The 18,263-nt window shown below is 57.3% G+C and carries 16 protein-coding genes; 11 read left to right on the forward strand and 5 right to left on the reverse strand.

The window, feature by feature from the left end:
- Window positions 1-64 precede the first annotated feature (64 nt).
- Window positions 65-1,015: a homoserine kinase gene (locus tag NTD86_RS00570; protein ID WP_262200197.1), complete on the reverse strand. Its 951-nt coding sequence runs from the start codon at window positions 1,013-1,015 to the stop codon at window positions 65-67.
- A gap of 55 nt (window positions 1,016-1,070) precedes the next feature.
- Window positions 1,071-1,361 carry a DUF2782 domain-containing protein gene (locus NTD86_RS00575; RefSeq protein WP_048372475.1) on the reverse strand — a complete coding sequence of 97 codons (291 nt, stop codon included), beginning with the start codon at window positions 1,359-1,361 and terminating at the stop codon, window positions 1,071-1,073.
- Between the two features lie 74 nt (window positions 1,362-1,435).
- On the opposite strand from NTD86_RS00575, the gene polA reads away from it, so the two are divergent.
- Window positions 1,436-4,201 (forward strand): DNA polymerase I, encoded by a 2,766-nt coding sequence (gene polA / locus NTD86_RS00580; protein ID WP_262200198.1) that lies wholly within the window; start codon window positions 1,436-1,438, stop codon window positions 4,199-4,201.
- Between the two features lie 306 nt (window positions 4,202-4,507).
- Here polA and yihA read toward each other — a convergent pair whose 3' ends face one another.
- Window positions 4,508-5,152 (reverse strand): ribosome biogenesis GTP-binding protein YihA/YsxC, encoded by a 645-nt coding sequence (gene yihA / locus NTD86_RS00585; RefSeq protein WP_262200199.1) that lies wholly within the window; start codon window positions 5,150-5,152, stop codon window positions 4,508-4,510.
- A 506-nt stretch (window positions 5,153-5,658) separates the two neighbouring features.
- Between yihA and NTD86_RS00590 the strand changes: the two genes are divergently transcribed.
- The 6 genes from NTD86_RS00590 to NTD86_RS00615 all read left to right on the forward strand — a co-directional run bounded on the left by NTD86_RS00590 (window position 5,659) and on the right by NTD86_RS00615 (window position 11,655).
- Window positions 5,659-6,279, forward strand: coding sequence for a c-type cytochrome (locus NTD86_RS00590; RefSeq protein WP_262200200.1), 621 nt, complete (start codon window positions 5,659-5,661; stop codon window positions 6,277-6,279).
- 198 nt (window positions 6,280-6,477) lie between these two features.
- Window positions 6,478-7,140 (forward strand): thiol:disulfide interchange protein DsbA, encoded by a 663-nt coding sequence (gene dsbA, locus NTD86_RS00595; RefSeq protein ID WP_262200201.1) that lies wholly within the window; start codon window positions 6,478-6,480, stop codon window positions 7,138-7,140.
- 15 nt (window positions 7,141-7,155) lie between these two features.
- Window positions 7,156-8,031, forward strand: coding sequence for an endonuclease/exonuclease/phosphatase family protein (locus NTD86_RS00600; protein ID WP_262200202.1), 876 nt, complete (start codon window positions 7,156-7,158; stop codon window positions 8,029-8,031).
- A complete protein-coding gene (locus NTD86_RS00605; RefSeq protein WP_262200203.1) occupies window positions 8,028-10,067 on the forward strand; it encodes a GGDEF domain-containing protein in 2,040 nt (679 codons plus the stop codon). Before NTD86_RS00600 ends, NTD86_RS00605 begins: the two co-directional genes overlap by 4 nt.
- A 288-nt stretch (window positions 10,068-10,355) precedes the next feature.
- Window positions 10,356-10,757: a hypothetical protein gene (locus NTD86_RS00610; protein ID WP_262200204.1), complete on the forward strand. Its 402-nt coding sequence runs from the start codon at window positions 10,356-10,358 to the stop codon at window positions 10,755-10,757.
- A gap of 121 nt (window positions 10,758-10,878) precedes the next feature.
- A complete protein-coding gene (locus tag NTD86_RS00615; protein WP_262200205.1) occupies window positions 10,879-11,655 on the forward strand; it encodes an N-acetylmuramoyl-L-alanine amidase in 777 nt (258 codons plus the stop codon).
- A gap of 63 nt (window positions 11,656-11,718) precedes the next feature.
- On the opposite strand, the gene NTD86_RS00620 is transcribed toward NTD86_RS00615, so the two are convergent.
- Together NTD86_RS00620 and algB are read right to left on the reverse strand one after the other, a co-directional pair.
- Window positions 11,719-13,506, reverse strand: a complete 1,788-nt coding sequence (locus NTD86_RS00620) for a KinB sensor domain-containing domain (protein WP_262200206.1) — start codon at window positions 13,504-13,506, stop codon at window positions 11,719-11,721.
- Window positions 13,507-13,516: 10 nt separating this feature from the next.
- Entirely contained in the window at window positions 13,517-14,863 is a 1,347-nt protein-coding gene (gene algB / locus NTD86_RS00625) for a sigma-54-dependent response regulator transcription factor AlgB (protein ID WP_262200207.1), read from the reverse strand.
- A gap of 455 nt (window positions 14,864-15,318) precedes the next feature.
- Here algB and NTD86_RS00630 point away from each other — a divergent pair, with 455 nt between their 5' ends.
- From NTD86_RS00630 to gltP, 4 genes are all read left to right on the forward strand, one after another.
- On the forward strand, window positions 15,319-15,618 hold the full coding sequence (locus NTD86_RS00630; protein ID WP_262200208.1) for a hypothetical protein: 300 nt from the start codon (window positions 15,319-15,321) through the stop codon (window positions 15,616-15,618).
- 80 nt (window positions 15,619-15,698) lie between these two features.
- Window positions 15,699-15,863, forward strand: a complete 165-nt coding sequence (locus NTD86_RS00635) for a DUF1328 domain-containing protein (protein ID WP_262200209.1) — start codon at window positions 15,699-15,701, stop codon at window positions 15,861-15,863.
- A gap of 2 nt (window positions 15,864-15,865) precedes the next feature.
- Window positions 15,866-16,330 (forward strand): inhibitor of vertebrate lysozyme family protein, encoded by a 465-nt coding sequence (locus NTD86_RS00640; protein ID WP_262200210.1) that lies wholly within the window; start codon window positions 15,866-15,868, stop codon window positions 16,328-16,330.
- 560 nt (window positions 16,331-16,890) lie between these two features.
- A complete protein-coding gene (gene gltP, locus NTD86_RS00645; protein WP_262200211.1) occupies window positions 16,891-18,204 on the forward strand; it encodes a glutamate/aspartate:proton symporter GltP in 1,314 nt (437 codons plus the stop codon).
- Window positions 18,205-18,263: the final 59 nt, after the last annotated feature.

Below are 18,263 nucleotides of genomic sequence, written 5' to 3' on the forward strand. Positions count from 1 at the left end.
CCGGAATATTTAAAAAAAAAAAAACCCCCCCCCCCCCCCCCCGCTCCTGCAGGGGGTTAGCGGGTTAGAGCGCGAACGGCAGCGGGACGGTCACGGTTTGGCGCAATGCCAAACGACGCTCGAACTCGCGCGGATCGTGGATCAGCACGTCCTGGCCTGCGAACGTATGGGCCGCAATCAAACGCGACAGCCAAAAACGCACGCACGCCACACGCAGGACGGTCGGCCACAGCTCGGCTTCGCTGGCAGTAAACGGCCGCAGCGCGGCATAGGCGCCCAGCAGCGCACGAGCACGCGGGCCGTCCAGCTGGCCGTCTTCATCGGCACACCAGTCGTTCAGGGCAATTGCCACGTCGTACAGCATCGGCCCCGAGCAAGCGTTGTAAAAGTCGATCAAGCCAGTCAGATGCGTCCCTTCAAACATCGCGTTATCGCGAAACAGATCGCCATGCAGATTCGCCCGCGGCAGCGCCAGGATCTGCGCCTTGCGATCGGTAATTTCAGCCAGGGCCTTTTGCAGCATATTGGCCGCATCCGGCGACAAATCAGCCATCAATGCGGGCCCTTCGGCCAGCATCCAGTCCAGGCCTCGGTCGGTTTTGCGTTCCAGCACGTTGTCACGCGTGGCCACGTGCAAATGCCCCAGCAACTCGCCGACTTGTGCACAGTGCTGCGCGTTGGCGTCGCGAATATGCTTGCCCGCCAGGCGCGGTTGCAGCAGTGCAGGCTTGCCTTTGAGTTCGCGCAAGGCCTGGCCGTCGACGGTGCGCAGGGCAAAAGGCACCGGCAAATCGGCGTCGTGCAGCACATCCAGCAGCTCGATAAAGAAAGGCATTTCTTTGATCGGGCCACGCTCTACCAGGGTCAGGACATATTCGCCCTGCTCCAGGCTGATGAAATAGTTGGTGTTTTCGCTACCCGCGGCAATCCCCTGGAAATCGAGCAAACGGCCGAGTTCATAAGGCGCAAGAAAAGTCTCCAGCTCCGGGCGAGTCAGTGGGGTGAATACAGACATGGTTTAAATTGCCAGTGCGGGCGCCGCGTGGGCGGCGCCGATTAAAGTTAAGACGCTATTTCCATTCGAAGATTTTCCACGAAGGAATCAGCATATCCGGCTGGTCGGAACGGATGAAGTTGGCATCAGTACCATCAGCGCGTACCAAAAAGTACGGCGGCGCTCCTTTTGGGGTCACCTTGATGGCATAAAGGAACCCGTTTTGACGGTATTCCTGAATGGTTTTATCGCCTTCCGTGCGAATGGTTACTTCTGGGTCACCGGTAGGTGCACTATCTGCCGCAAAGGTTACCAGCGGTGAGAATGCAAACAAGCCGGTCAACAACAGGCGATTAAGTGTGCGCATGATAACCTTGTCCCTTTGTCGTCATTGGTCCGGACATTCTAGCGCCGGACTCGCCGAAAAGGTTGATCCTGCTCATGAGCCAAGCACCCCTCGTCCTGGTGGACGGTTCTTCATATTTGTACCGCGCCTTCCATGCGCTTCCGCCGCTGACTACGTCCAAAGGCATGCCGACGGGCGCCGTAAAGGGCGTGCTGAACATGCTGAAGAGTCTGCGCAAGCAGTACCCGGACAGCCCGTTCGCCGTGGTGTTCGACGCCAAGGGCGGGACATTTCGCGATGACATGTACGCCGAATACAAGGCCAATCGCCCGAGCATGCCTGATGACATGCGCGTTCAAATCGAGCCCTTGCACGCCAGCGTGATCGCCTTGGGCTTCCCGTTGCTGTGCGTCGAAGGCGTAGAAGCAGATGACGTGATTGGTACCTTGGCGCGCAGCAGCGCGGCAGCGGACCGACCAGTGGTCATCTCGACCGGTGACAAAGACATGGCGCAACTGGTGGATGGCCACATCACACTGGTCAACACCATGACTGGCAGCACGCTGGACGTTGAAGGCGTCAAAGAGAAGTTCGGCGTCACGCCCGAGCAGATTATCGATTACCTCGCGCTGATGGGCGATTCGTCCGACAACATTCCGGGCGTTCCGGGCATTGGCCCCAAAACCGCGTCTGGCTTGCTGGTAGGCGTCAACGGTGGGTTGGTCGAACTGTACGAACAACTCGACATCGTGCCGACCCTGCCGATCCGTGGCGCGAAAAACCTGCCCGCGAAGCTCGAAGAACACCGTGAAATGGCGTTTTTGTCGTACCAACTGGCCACGATCAAGATCGACGTGCCGTTAGACATCGGCCTCGACGACTTGCACCTCAAAGAGCCCGATTGCGAGAAGCTGATCGAGCTGTACACCGAGCTGGAATTCAAAAGCTGGATCGCCGAAGTAGAGCGCGACGCCAAGCGCGCCGGTCAGGTGATTACCCACGAAGCCCCTGCCGCGCCAACCGAAGAACTGCAATACGAAACCATCCTCGACCAGGCCCGTTTCGAGGTGTGGCTGAAAAAGCTCAACGACGCCAAGCTGATTGCTTTTGACACCGAAACCACCGGGTTGGACGCGCAACAAGCGCAATTGGTCGGTGTGTCGTTTGCGGTCAAGCCGGGCGAAGCTGCTTACATCCCGCTGACCCATTCCTACATGGGAGTGCCGGACCAGCTGGACCGCGACACCGTGCTGCAAGCGCTCAAGCCGCTGCTCGAAGACCCGAACAAGGCCAAGGTCGGTCAGCACGCCAAATTCGACATCAATATCTTGGCCAACTGTGCTATTGGCGGCGATCAAGCCAATGGCATCACGGTGCAGGGCGTTGCCTTCGACACCATGCTGGAGTCTTACGTACTCGACTCCACCGCCACCCGCCATGACATGGACAGCCTGGCCCTCAAATACCTGGGGCACACCACAACCAGCTTCCAGGACATTGCCGGCAAAGGCGTCAAACAGCTGACCTTCGACCAGATCTCGCTGGAGCTGGCCGGGCCATATGCCGCTGAAGATGCTGACGTCACCCTGCGCCTGCACCACGCGCTGCACGAAAAACTGCAAGCGATCCCAAGCCTGAACAGCGTACTGACCGACATCGAAATGCCGCTGGTGCCAGTACTGGCCCGCATTGAGCGCCAAGGGGCTCTGGTAGACGCCAAACTGCTGGGCGTACAAAGCGTCGAGTTGGGCGACAAGATGGTCGCGCTTGAGCGTGAGGCCTTCGAGATTGCCGGTGAAGAATTCAACCTCGGCTCACCGAAGCAATTGGGCGTGATCCTGTACGAAAAACTCGGCCTGCCGATCATCAGCAAAACCGCCAAAGGCCAGCCGTCGACAGCCGAAGCCGTGCTGGCCGAATTGGCCGAGCAAGACTTCCCGCTGCCCAAGGTACTGATGCAGTACCGCTCCATGAGCAAGCTGAAAAGCACGTACACCGACCGTCTGCCCGAGCAGATCAACCCGCGTACCGGACGTATTCATACGTCGTATCACCAAGCGGTGACGGCCACCGGGCGTTTGTCGTCCAGCGATCCAAACCTGCAGAACATCCCGATTCGTACCGCCGAAGGGCGTCGGATCCGTCAGGCGTTCATTGCCCCTGAAGGCTACAAACTGCTGGCGGCCGACTATTCGCAAATCGAACTGCGGATCATGGCCCACCTGGCCAAGGACGAAGGCCTGCTGCACGCCTTCCGCAACAACCTGGACGTGCACAGCGCCACCGCCGCTGAAGTCTTTGGCGTGGACCTGAGCGATGTCACCACCGACCAGCGCCGCAGCGCCAAGGCGATTAACTTCGGCTTGATCTACGGCATGAGCGCCTTTGGCCTGGCCAAGCAGATCGGAGTCGATCGCAAGCAGTCGCAGGCTTATATCGATCGCTACTTTGCGCGCTATCCGGGCGTGCTGGAGTACATGGAACGCACGCGCACCCAGGCGGCCGAGCAGGGTTATGTCGAGACCATTTTTGGTCGTCGCCTGTACCTGCCCGAGATCAACGCAAAGAACCCGGCGCTGCGCAAAGGCGCTGAACGCACCGCGATCAACGCTCCGATGCAGGGCACGGCGGCTGACATCATCAAGAAAGCCATGGTGGCTGTGGATAACTGGCTTGCGGCCTCAGGCCTGGATGCTCGCGTGATTCTGCAGGTACACGACGAACTGGTGCTTGAGGTGCGTGAAGACCTGGTCGATCAAGTGCGCGATGAAATCCGCGTGCACATGAGCGAAGCAGCTACATTGGATGTCCCGCTGGTGGTCGAAGTGGGCGTGGGCAATAACTGGGATGAGGCGCACTAAACGCTAGACCTGTAGCCGCTGCCGCAGGCTGCGATGGGCTGCGCAGCGGCGCTGCCTTTTGAGGAGCTTGCGGCAGCGGCTACACCGTTCGCCTTTTACCTTGGCATCAAAATTAGTTGTTAAGCCCAAGGAACTAAACCCGCTCCTCAGGACTCAGAGAACTTGAATGGCTGGTGAAGCCCTTCAATGCTCCTAATGTTGTGTTAAGTGTTGGCAGATTCTGGACCCCGCCCTAGCGGTCCAGTACTTGAACCCCGAACTTCCCTCCCCCATACGAAGTCCGGGGTTTTTTTTGCCTGTAATTGCTTACTCGGCGCTTTCTTCTTCGCCTTTGCTTGGCAATTCCAACCAGCGCGCCAGCACGGTGTACGCCTCTTCCAGGCCCATGCGTTTTGGCGAGGAGAACAGCTGGATGGTGACGCTGTCGCCCCAGGTCTTGCGTATCTCTGACTGAATTTTAAGCAGCGTGTTCTTGGCCGCGCCGTACGTCAGTTTGTCGGCTTTGGTCAGCAAAATGTGCATCGGCATGCCGCTGGAGGCGGTCCAGTCGAGCATCAAACGGTCGAAATCAGTCATTGGATGACGAACATCCATCATCAACACCACGCCCTTGAGGCTTTCGCGACTACCGAAATACGCCTCGAGGTGACGCTGCCAGTGCATTTTCAGTGGGATCGGGACCTTCGCGTAGCCATAACCCGGCAGGTCGACCAGACGACGCTCATCGTCCAGTTTGAAGAAGTTCAGCAACTGAGTACGCCCCGGGGTTTTCGAGGTGCGCGCCAGGCTTGCGTGGGTCAGGGTGTTCAAAGCACTGGACTTGCCGGCGTTGGAACGCCCGGCGAAGGCTACTTCAAAGCCTTGGTCGTCAGGGCACTGTTCAACCTTGGCAGCGCTGAGCATGAAAGTGGCCTGTTGGCACAGACCGAGAATGGGGTTCTTGAGTTGCATGGGATTTCCGATGTGAGCGGCGTCAGGAATGGACGCGGCGTGCGTGTCGTTTCCGTTTCAGTGGCGCCAGTATATAATGCCGCAGATTTTGTGTGTGCTTTGTCCCAGCGTAGGACGAAGAACATGGGAGCGATCAGACCTAGGTTGCGCATTAGAACGCATCAGGCTCCCAACCCTGAAAAAAATCGTTTTAGACGAATTGGCTGCTGCCGGTGTCTTGATACCGCCTGTACAGCGTTCAGGCTACACAGGATCCGGAAGCCGTGTACAACCGCGTTTGTATTGCCTGCCATGAAGGTCAGCGATTCATAACACCGAAACCGGGTGTAAAGGCCGAGGGTGAGTTAAGCAGACGTTGGTACAACACGCGCTCCAGGGTGAAAAGGCGATGCCGCCGCGTGGTTGTGCATGGACTGCAGTGTCGAGGATTACCAGCCAATCATCCAGAGGATGAATGAGTAAGCCCGGCCCTAACTCTTAACCCTTAGCCGTAGTTGGATTAGCTGATGAACAAACTTTTCATGAGTCTGCTGTTGACCATGGGCGTGAGTGGTATCGCCCAGGCCGCAGACACTCCCCTGGTGGGTGATGCCGCAGCCGGTCAGGCAAAAACCGTTGTGTGTGGTGCGTGTCACGGCCCCGACGGCAATAGCATGGCCCCCAACTTCCCCAAACTGGCTGGGCAAGGTGATCGCTACCTGCTCAAGCAACTGCATGAAATCAAGGACGGCAAACGCCAGGTCCTCGAAATGACCGGCCAGCTAACCGCCCTGAATGATCAGGATCTGGCCGACATCGCCGCTTACTACGCCAGCCAGAAAAGCTCCGTCGGTGCTGCCGACCCCGCGCTGGTTGCCCGCGGTGAAGCCCTCTTTCGCGGTGGCGACCTGCAAAAAGGCATGCCCGCCTGCACCGGGTGCCACTCGCCAGATGGTCAGGGCAACTCACCTGCCGGCTTCCCGCACCTGGGCGGCCAACACGCAAATTACATCGAGAAACAACTCACTGATTTCCGCGAGGGCAATCGTACCAACGATGGCGATTCGATGATCATGCGCGCCATTGCGGCCAAACTAAGCAACAAAGACATCAAGGCGTTGGCCAGCTACATTCAAGGTCTACACTGATCGACCAAGGGCGATGCGGCTTGCCGGCGACGGGTTTATTGACGTTAACGGTCGTTTAATCTTTGAATGTAAGCGTGTCAGGGCAGCCGAGGCTGCCCTTTTTCGTGCTATCTGCCGCTACACTACCGAACTCAAGCCAGAACAGACCTGTCTCAAAACAGGCCAAGTCAGGCGACCTTATTTGTCCAGGAGTAAAGCATGCGTAATCTGATTCTCAGCGCCGTTCTCGTCAGTGCCTCCCTGTTTGGCATGACCGCTCAAGCTGCCGATGTCCCGCTTGAAGCCGGCAAGACCTACGTTGAGTTGGCGAATCCCGTTCCGGTTGCAGAGCCTGGCAAAATCGAAGTGGTTGAACTGTTCTGGTACGGCTGCCCGCATTGCTACGCGTTTGAGCCCACCATCAATCCATGGGTAGAAAAACTGCCGTCTGACGTGCATTTCGTGCGCATCCCGGCCATGTTTGGCGGCCCATGGGACGCCCACGGGCAACTGTTCCTGACTCTGGAAGCAATGGGCGTCGAGCACAAAGTACACGCCGCGGTCTTCAATGCCATCCAGAAAGAAGGCAAACGTCTGACCGACAAGAATGACATGGCAGATTTCGTAGCCACTCAAGGCGTCGATAAAGAGAAGTTCCTGCAAACCTTCGACTCTTTTGCCATCAAAGGCCAAATCGTCAAGGCCCGTGAGCTGGCCAAGAAGTATGAAGTTTCTGGCGTACCGACCCTGATCGTGAACGGTAAATACCGCTTCGACCTGGGCACCGCAGGCGGTCCGGAGCAGGCGCTGAACGTGGCTGACCAACTGATCGCCAAAGAACGTGCCGCCGAGAAAGCGGCGCCACAAGCGGCCAAAAACTGATCGGCGCCCTCTCCCGTGCGGCGTTGGAAGAGCGAACGAATCGTTGGCCTGCACGAACCGCAGGTCAACGAAGATCATCTGGATGGCAGCGGCCTGCCGGATGATCGACGTCTGCGTTTGCTCAGTTTCAATATCCAGGTTGGTAATAGCACACAAAGCTACCGCCATTACCTGACCCGCAGCTGGCAGCACGTGCTGCCACACAAAGGGCGGGCAGGTAACCTGGAGAAAATAGGCGACCTGTTGAGCGACTTCGACCTGGTCGCGCTGCAAGAAGCTGATGGCGGCAGCCATCGATCTGGCTACATCAATCAGGTCAAGTACCTGGCCCAACAGGGCGAATTCCCCTACTGGTATCAACAACTCAATCGCAACCTGGGTCGCTTGGCACAGCACAGCAACGGGCTACTCAGCCGTTTGCGGCCCTCCGCAATTGAAGACCACCCCTTGCCGGGCCCTGCGGGGCGTGGCGCTATTTTAGTGCGCTTCGGGGACGGCCCCGATGCGCTGATTGTGGTCGTGATGCATCTGGCACTGGGTGTGAAAACCCGCACGCGACAGCTGGCGTACATTCGCGAACTGGTTGGCGGCTACCAGCATCAGGTCCTGATGGGCGACATGAACGCGCAAGCCAGTGACCTGCTCGACACCTCGCCCCTACGCGATCTCGGCTTGCTGGCGCCGCAAATGCAAGCCACCTTCCCCAGTTGGCGCCCGCAACGGTGCCTCGACCATATTCTGCTGAGCCCCAGCCTCACGCTTGAGCGCGTGCAGGTACTCGACCAGCCTATTTCCGACCACTTGCCGGTAGCAGTTGAAATCCGCCTGCCCGGCTCTGTCGGTGTCGACTCATTGCCGGTGCTGAGCTCGCCCAATGAGCCGCTGGCATGAGCGCTAATGACGCCACACGCTGGAAAGAAAAATACCTGAAGAGCGTCGAGCAGCAAGACAAGCTCGAGCGCCGCTGGAATGCTCGCCTTGATCTGTTACGACGCGGCCTGGTGCGCAGCACTCTGGCGGCCGAGGGCACTGACCGCACCGTCGACCAGTGCATGAAGGAAATGCGCGAGGCCGTGCGCACCGATGACATGGACGCCGCCCTGGCAGCCCTGCTCCCGCGCCTTGAAAAAGCCGTACTGGACTCCGAACAGCGTCGCGAAACCCGTATCGACCAAATGAGTGTCGCGCTCAACGCGCTGGTCACCCAGTTGCAAGCCCTGCCCTTGCCCCGTGAAGTCAGCAAACCACTGAAGGCATTCGCCAAGCAGCTCGACAGCCGGGTAACTCAGGCACGCGAGATCCCGCTGCTGCTCAGCGAATTGAGCAGCCTGCAAAGCCGCGCGCTGGCGCCTCAACTCAACAACGCTGAACCTTCCAAGCCAGGCCTGTTGCAGCGCCTGTTCGGCACTCAGGACACCGAAAAGCCTGACTCGTCCGCGAGCCCTCTGGCGCCTGAGCCCATACCGGCGGCTGCGACGCCCTCCCGGCCAGTAGCCGCTTCGGCATCTCCCACTAATGATGCGCCAGCTGAAACACTACCTGAGCCTGTTGCCGAGGCAATTGAGCACGCTGAGCCGCCTGCACAGTTGGCGCAAGTGCTGGATGACGAAGAGGCCGTCAGCGGTGCCCTCGAGTCAGTTGTGGCGCTCGTCGACGCAGAAAACGCACGCCTCCAGGAGACCGTTAAGCCGTCTGAGCGGGCAGGCACCGAGCAAGGGGATGAGCCTCAGGCGCAAACGCCAGCCGCCTTTGAGCCCGCCCCGGAGCCAGAAGCAGAGCCAGAGCCAGAGCCAGAGCCAGAATCAAAAATCGAGCCTCTGGCCTCTGATGACGAGCCGACTTATGCCCTGCCCGAAAGCCCCGAGCCCAGCTACAGCTCGGTGGCGCAGCATATTGAATCCACCCTGCTCGGCTTGTTGAATGACCTGTCGCTGCCCGAACATCACCGACCACACGCCGAGTCCATGCGGGTACGCCTCGAAAAAGGGCTGAACTGGTACGAATTGCTGCCCATTCTCGACGATCTGGCGGTGTTGATGCTGGCCGTTACCGACAGTGGCCAGCATGAGTTCGAAACCTACCTCAAGCAGCTCAATGAGCGCCTCGAGTCGTTCCAGAGCAACCTCCAGGCAGCAAGTGCCGGCCACGCCTTGGGGCGCTCGGAGGCTGAGCAACTGGACAACCAGATACGTGAACACGTTGATAGCCTGCAAAGCAGCGTGCAAGAAGCCGTCGACCTGAACAGCCTCAAGCACCTCCTTGAAAACCGCCTCGAAGGTTTGCTGGGCACGATGGACCAGCATCGCCAGCAACGCGATGCCCGCGAGCAAGAGCTGTGCAGCCATCTGCAAGGTTTGTCCGAACGCGTAGCCTTCATGGAACAGCAAGCTCAAGGCTACCGAGAGCACCTCGAAGAGCAGCGCCTCAAGGCCATGATCGACCCGCTGACCGGGCTGCCAAATCGGGCAGCCTGGGGCGAACGGCTGGCCCATGAAGTGGCGCAGTGGCAAGCCCACGGCAACTCACTACTGATCGCTATGCTCGACCTTGACCACTTCAAACGCATCAACGATGGCTATGGCCATCTGGCCGGCGACAAAGTGCTCAAAATCATCGCGGCTCAATTATCCAAACACCTGCGACCCACCGACTTTGCAGCCCGCTTTGGTGGCGAAGAGTTTGTACTGCTCCTCCCCGATACGTCCCTGCACGCTGGCCTGCAACTGCTCGAAAAACTGCGCGCGGCGATCCAGGCCTGCCCGTTCCACTTCAAGGGCGAACCGGTGACCCTCACCGCGTCCATGGGTGTGGCGTCATTCAAACTGGGCGAACGCAGCGAACAGGTCCTCAAACGGGCTGACGAAGCGTTGTATCGAGCCAAAAGCAATGGCCGCAACAGCATAGAAGCCAGTCAGCCGAACACTTAAGTTTATCCCCCTTAATACTTACGTTGAAAAACGCCGTAGTTTATTTCTACCCACCGAGTAGTCCATATCTTATTAATCATCTAAGTGACCACATTAAGTTTCACCAACTTGACGCTTAACTCTTTCACGACTTATATAAAAAAGCAGGCGGTTAAAAGGGTTTAACTTTATCGGCCACTGCATCAGTTAATTTTCCCACATCATTAAGCGCCCATCATTGCCCTGCTGACAGCCGCTGCGGCATGCCCTGAGCCGATATCACGCCACTGTTTACTATCAAGGAACAATATGAAAACTGTTATTTCCGTGCTGTCCATGCTTGCACTCATCTTCAGTGCCATGCAGGCAAGTGCAGCGACAAAACCTACACTCTACTCAGCCACTATTACTCATGACGGGAAAGTGGAGGCTCAGTCACCCAACTGGATTCATTCAACCGAGTACTTCAGCCAAGAAAATTACAGCGCCAACTATAAAATCAAACTCATGCCGGGTGCGTTTCAAAAAGCACCCAAGTACTGCCATGTTTCAACCTTTGACAATTCAAGTTTCGAACATACCTTTTATGGTGTTGCCAAGTTATCCAGCAAACCCAGCCGCGAAGAAGTCAATGTGGTTGGCCTGATGCAAGGGCTCGACAGGCCCTCAGGGGATTCGTCGATGAGTTTTTACCTGGTGTGCGGCAAATAATGGAATAGGCCTCTGCAGGCGCTTCACGCCCCACTCGCGCCTGCGGGGGCAGGTTTCATTCAGGCTCGTTCCGGACCAGTGATGTATGCTGGCGCATTAATTGCTCACATGAGCCTATGCCATGAAATTTTCTGCTCTGATTTTGTCTCTCTTACTGCTGGCCGGTTGCGCCAGCGGCCCGCGTATGGACACTAGCCATCCCTCAGCCAACCATGACAGCCGCGTGCAGTTCATCGTGTTGCACTACACCTCGACCTCGCTGGAGCGTTCGCTGCAATTGCTGACCAGCGGGCCTGTGAGCAGCCATTACCTGATTGGCGACACGCCGCCGACCATTTACAAGCTGGTCGATGAAAACCAGCGCGCCTGGCACGCGGGCGAAAGCCAATGGAAAGGCCGTACCTGGCTCAACTCAAGCTCAATTGGGATCGAGATCGTCAACCCGGGCTACCACGACACTCCAACCGGGCGCGTGTGGTACCCCTACACCGAAGGTCAAATCCAGTCCGTGATCGCGCTGTTGAAAGACATCTCGACACGCTACAAGATCGACCCGAGCAACATCATCGGGCATAGCGACATTGCGCCGTTGCGTAAACTTGATCCGGGCCCGATGTTCCCCTGGAAACGCCTGGCTGAAGCCGGTTTCGGGGTCTGGCCCGACGCCCAGGCTGTTGCACGCGAGCAGGTTCGCTATGCCAACGCGATGCCTAGCATCACCTGGTTCCAGCAGCAATTAGCCTTGCTGGGCTATGAAACACCGCAAACCGGCGAACTTGACGTTGCCACGCGCCACGTACTGGCAGCCTTCCAGATGCATTTCCGGCCTTCGCGCTTCGACGGCACGCCCGATGCCGAAAGCGCGGCGATTCTGACGGTGTTGAACACACAGAAATAATGCGCGCCAAGGGGACACATATCCCTGTAGCCGCTGCCGAAGGTTGAGGCAGCGGCTATAGCGCTACAACGGCAGCGCCATATAGAACTGCGTGCCCTGGCCCGGACGTGAATAGACGCCGATGCGTCCACCGTGCAATTGCACTATCTCCTTGCACAGCGCCAGGCCCAGGCCCGCGCCACCTTTTTTGCGACCCACCTGAACAAAAGGCTCGAAGATACGACCCTGCTGGCCGTAGGCGATACCTTCACCACTGTCTTCGATGCTGATAATCACCCGCTCACCATGACGCCGCGCCTGCAAGCGAATCTGACCGCCGCTGGCGGTATGGCGCAAGGCGTTGTCCAGCAAGTTGTCCAGCACCCGCTCTAGCTGCGCCTGATCGGCGTTGAGTACAGGCAGCGGCGGCTGCAGATCGATCAACAAGGCGATGTCCTTGGCTTTGGCTCGATCCGCAAACCGTGCGCGAGCCTCATTGAGCATCTGCTCAAGGTCACACGGCGCCAGCGTCAGCTTTTGCATGCCGTTCTGGTAACGCGAGAAATTCAGCAAGTCGTTGATCAGTTGCATCAGCCGCTGCATTTCTTCGTTAACCGTGTTCAGCAAATCGGTCTCACGCGACTGCGGGTCAAAGCGTGCACGCTCCAGAAACAAGCCAAACGCCATGTGCATCCCCGTGACCGGTGTGCGCAGTTCGTGGGAAGCCCGCAACACAAACTCACTGCGTACTCGCTCAAAGGCCCGCTGCTCAGTCACGTCATGCAGCACCATCACGGCGCCCAGAATAGGCCCTTTAGGCTGACTGACCGGTGTCAGGCTGTAGGTCAACAACCGGGTTTCACCTTCAATGTCGACACTCAAGTCTTCAGGCGCACGCTCAAGGCTGCCGCCGCGCAATACCGTCAAAAGTTGCTGGTCCAGTTCCGGACGCCCCAGCGCCTCGCCCAGCGATTGGCCCAGACGACCTTCATCCCAGCCCAACTGGCGCTGGGCCACGGGGTTCAAATGCTCAAGGCGGCCCTGTTGATCAATCATCAGCAGGCCGTCATCAATACTGTCGAGCACTGCCTGCAGGCGCTGCTGACCTGCCAGCAACTCATCGACATTGGTTGCCTGATGCTGGCGCAGCGACTCTGCCATGATCCCGAAGCGGCGGGTCAGCTGGTTCATCTCCGTCGCAGATGACAGCGGCAGCACCACCTCAAAGTTGCCTTTGCCGATGTTGTCGGCAGCCTTGGCCAGCGCTTCGATAGGGGCACCAAATCGACGGGCAATCCCATGGGCCGTGATAAAGCCGATGATCAGCACCGCCAGCCCGACCAGCCCCAACAGCGAAGCAATAATGATCGCTCGGTCGCGGGCCGAGGCCTGCGCGGTATAAATATGATCCAGCGCCTTGCGGTGTTCTTCGATCAAGCCATTGCGCAATAGGTTGAAGCGGTCAGACAGCTCCTTGTCACTGCTGATATCCAGCGCGTTGGCGTGAGCTTGTTTGAAAGCTTCCAAAAACAACTCGTAGTCCACACGAGCCTGGGTAAAGCCATTTTTCAGGTTGTTCTTGCGCTCATGCTTAATCCCTTCATCCAACAGGGCCAGATACTCATTGGCCGACGCTTCAAGGGCCTTGGGATCAGGGTGATTGCGCAGCATCAATATCAGCTGATCACCCAGGGTTTGACGCAGCTTGAGGCCCAAGTCCAAGGTGATGAAGTTGTTGCGAATCAACGCCTCCTGGGATTTGGCCATCTGCATCACGCTGACCACGCCAAGCAACAGGCCGAGCAGCGCCACCGTGATCAGTGCCGAAATACTAAGGAATAACCGGGTACGCAGCTTGATCGCAAGTTTCATCGGATAAGGCTCACAGGTTGTATTGCTTGCGCTTGCGATACAGCGTCGAGGCGTCAATACCCAGGGTTTTTGCTGCTTGGTCCAGGGTGTCGCTGGTCGCCAAAACCGCACCGATATGTGCTTTTTCCAACTGATCGAGACTCAAGGCCGCCCCAATACGCGGTGTATTCGGGGCGCTTTGTTCAGCCATACCCAAGTGACTGACTTCGACCATTTCTTGCGGGCAAATAATGCTTGCCCGTTCAACCACGTTACGCAGCTCGCGGATATTGCCCGGCCAGCGGTAGTTGGACAGCGCCTGGCGCGCCTCCGGGCTGAAGCCGCGGGCAGGGCGCGCGTACTCCTTGACGAAGCGTGCCAAAAACCGATCAGCCAGGGTCAGAATGTCTTCACTGCGCTCGCGCAGAGGCGGCAAGTGCAAGGTGATGACGTTCAGGCGGTAGAGCAAGTCCTCACGGAAGCGTCCCTCGCGCACCATGTCCTCGAGATTGAGGTTGGTCGCGGCCAGAATGCGCACATCGGCGCGGCGCGTGACCGGGTCACCGACACGTTCGTAGACTTTGTCCTGAATGAAACGCAGCAATTTGGGCTGCAAAGTCAGCGGAAAATCGCCGATCTCATCGAGAAACAGCGTTCCGCCGTCGGCCTGACTGACTCGGCCCAAGGTGCTTTCACTGGCGCCGGTAAAGGCGCCGCGGGTATGGCCGAACAACTCGCTTTCCATCAGTTCCGCAGTCAGCGATGGGCAGTTGATCGTCACGCAGGACTTTTTCGCGCGTTTGCTCCAACCGTGAATAGCTTGCGACAACTCACCTTTGCCCGTGCCAGATTCGCCGAGAATAAGGATGTTGGCGTCGGTACCGGCTACCTGACGAGCCGTTTCCAGCACGGCCATCATCGCCGGGCTGTGGGAGTCGAGTCCGTCCTTGGGCTTGCGCACTTCGCCCTCAAGCGCTTCGAGGCGGGCGGACAGTTGGCGCACTTCCAGTTGCTTGGCAGTCGCCAGGCGCAGTTGGTCCGGGCTGCAGGGTTTGACCAGGTAATCCGCAGCACCGGCTTGAATCGCATCCACGGCGGTGTCGACAGCCGAGTGGGCGGTCACGATAACCACGCGCATCCAGGGCGCTTGAATACGCATCTGGGCCAGCACATCCAGGCCATTGTCCTCACCCAGGCGCAGATCCAGAAAACACAGGTCAAACACCTGACGTTGCAGCAGGGCATCGGCCTGGGCCGCACTATTGGCCGTGGCGACGGTGTAACCCTCGTCCTCAAGGCAATAGCGGAATGTGCGCAAGATAGCGGACTCATCATCGACCAGCAGAATGCGGCCCTGTTGCTCTTTGGATGATTCCATATCCGGCGTTCCTTTATGAGTGATCTTGGTTAGTGTCGGAATAATCGGGCAAGTTGCATGATTTTTCAGGAATGATTCAGAGGCTAACAGGGAAGGGCAACGGACGCCTCCTGTAACGCACTGATTTTCAAGATTTTAACCCTACACCCCACGGCAGTTTCGGCGCCGTTTAAATCTCCCGCAGCCTGCTTTATCAATCCTCCCTGGGGCAGCCATCGGCTACACCTTTGCCGATCGTGCAGAACGCACGGTGCCATCAAGGCGTATCGTGCAGGTTGCGTGTGACGATCTTTCAAAAAAATCAGTAACTTATTGATTTATAACGAATTAATTCTTTTATAAAAACTGGCATGCAGCCTGCAACCTCTCTTGCACAGCAGTTGCCGCGCCCTGCAGCCCTCAGCAGCGCAGCGCCAACCTCCTTATAACAAGCACTGAGTGGCAGGAGTTTGAGCATGAATCGTCAAGGTTTCGCCAGTCTGGGTATTTCACCACGGCACCTGCAGCAAGGGCTTTTCACCAGCCTGGCATTAGTCATGACGCTCATCGGCGGCCAGCAATGGGCGCATTGGCAGCAGCCCGCGGCTGAGCCCTCTATGCCGGCCCATGCCAGCATTGCTCAACAGTCCCACTTCAGCGCCATTCGCTCTACTGCTTTGAACGCAAACACCCCGAGCGCACGTTATGACTTGGCAGCCTCCGAAGACACGCAAACGGCTGACTCACAACCGGAACCGGAACGCTGGGTGTTTTAAGAGTTCACACCCTTAAGACCCTTTGGGCCTTGAGATGCAAAACGGCATCACCCTATCGCACAGAAATAAGGAGATTCACCATGTTGAGCTGGGCAATTACCTTCCTGATTATCGCCATCATCGCAGCTGTTCTGGGCTTTGGTGGTATCGCGGGCACGGCTACCGGTATCGCCAAAATCCTCTTTGTCGTTTTCCTGGTGATGTTCGTTGTGTCCTTCATCTTTGGTCGTCGTGGTCGAAGCTAACGATGTTCAGTCGATCCTTTAAGGCAATGGCAGCTGCCCTGTTGATGGGCAGCAGTGCCATGACCCTTGCCGCAAACGACGGACAGTCACGCGCCAACCAACTGTTGAGCGATCCGGACTACCGTCAGGCGTGGCAAAAAGTGGTTAAAAAAGAGGAACGCTTGCCTGAGTGGGTCTTGAACCTCTCCGGCAGTGCTGAACAAATGAACGCGGTCACTGAAGACGGCGATCCCTATTTGGTGGGTCCTTTGTGTGAAACGGAGCAATCGTGCTCCAACAAGCGGCTGATCGTTGCGGTCAGTTTTGACAAGAAGCATGCCTACGCCTTGCTCGTGGAGGTGCCTGCTGGCTTGCCGACCGACAAATCCCCGACACGTCATGCCGATTTCAGATACTTGGGTCAGCCTGATCCGGGTATGCAAACGCTGCTCAAAGAACAATTAAAGAAAGACCCCAACTGGTATTGAGTTGTGCGTGGGGGCAAACGCTGTTTTTCGAGCACCAAAAGCCAAGGTTTAACCTTGGTTTTTTTGCGTCTGTCGGACACTGCCTTTCGTCGGTAATTACTTATTTCAACTCATTTTTTTTCAAAATGTTGTGGCTTGAACTACCCTTGAAAACGTCGACCGTATATCGACTATCGACAAAATCATTGCTTCTTGATTTCCGATTTATCTTGTGAGGTTTTTCCTAAAAAGTAGCGCTGTAGGTGTGCCTTCTTTACTGCCAAAAAGGCCTTGAAACAGCCGGTCTACGGCGGTTATGTCATCTATTTTGTCACTGCAACCCGTCTGAATTTTGATGTCTTGTCGGACAAAACCCATGCCGATTCGGCATAGGGTAGGCGTTTACGGCATTAGACGGTAACGCCGTGCATGGGAATAGTTGCGCCTTTTTTCGCCTGCCAAAGAGCCATTCGGGCTCGATTTGGGCGACCTTCTACGGGGGTACAGACTGGGCTTTTTTGCGCTCTTGAGCGCTCTAGTCCGAGCCTGTACCCGAGTCCACTTGAAGTAAGGGTAATGACATGAAGAAGGCAAAACTCAGCCTCGCCTGGCAGATCCTAATCGGTCTGGTCCTCGGGATTGCAATCGGCGCACTGCTCAACCATTTCAGTGCTGAAAAGGCCTGGTGGATCAGTAACGTCCTGCAGCCTGCAGGCGATATCTTTATCCGTCTGATCAAGATGATCGTAATCCCAATCGTGATTTCTTCACTGGTTGTCGGGATTGCAGGCGTGGGAGATGCGAAGAAACTCGGTCGCATCGGTCTTAAAACAATTATCTACTTCGAAGTGGTTACCACCATTGCGATCTTGGTCGGCCTGGTGCTGGCCAACGTGTTCCACCCGGGCGCCGGGATCGACATGAGCACCCTGGGCACGGTAGATATCTCCAAATATGAAGCCACTGCCGCAGAGGTCCAGCATGAACACGCGTTCATCGAGACCATCCTCAATCTGATCCCTTCCAACATTTTCGCGTCCATGGCACGCGGTGAAATGCTGCCGATCATCTTCTTCTCGGTACTCTTCGGTCTTGGCTTGTCGAGCCTGAACGCCGAGCTGCGCGACCCGCTGGTGAAAACCTTCCAGGGCGTGTCCGAGTCGATGTTCAAAGTCACTCACATGATCATGAACTACGCACCAATCGGTGTGTTTGCGCTGATCGCCGTGACCGTTGCCAACTTCGGTTTCGCCTCGCTGCTGCCATTGGCCAAGCTAGTGATTCTGGTGTACGCGGCCATTATCTTCTTCGCCTTCGCGGTACTGGGCATAATCGCCAAGCTGTTCGGCTTCTCGGTGATCAAGCTGATGCGCATCTTCAAGGATGAGCTGGTACTGGCTTACTCCACCGCCAGTTCCGAAACCGTATTGCCACGCGTGATCGAGAAGATGGAAGCCTACGGTTGTCCGAAAGCGATCTGCAGCTTCGTCGTACCGACCGGCTACTCGTTCAACCTGGACGGCTCGACCCTGTACCAGAGCATTGCGGCCATCTTTATTGCTCAGTTGTATGGCATCGACCTGTCGATCAGCCAGCAACTGCTGCTGGTCCTGACCTTGATGGTCACCTCCAAAGGCATCGCCGGCGTACCGGGCGTGTCCTTCGTGGTGCTGCTGGCCACCTTGGGCAGCGTCGGTATCCCGCTGGAAGGTCTGGCCTTCATCGCCGGTGTAGACCGTGTGATGGACATGGCGCGTACCGCCCTGAACGTGATTGGTAACGCCCTGGCGGTACTGGTGATCTCGCGTTGGGAAGGCATGTACGACGACGCCAAAGGCCAGCGTTACTGGAACTCGCTGCCACACTGGCGCAGCAAGGAAGCCGCCAAGGGTTAATCACCTGAGCAGGCGCTTCACCTCCCTAAACCCCGGACTTGTCCGGGGTTTGTTGTTTC

Source organism: Pseudomonas sp. 7P_10.2_Bac1, from assembly GCF_025465935.1.
In the GTDB taxonomy this organism is placed as follows: domain Bacteria; phylum Pseudomonadota; class Gammaproteobacteria; order Pseudomonadales; family Pseudomonadaceae; genus Aquipseudomonas.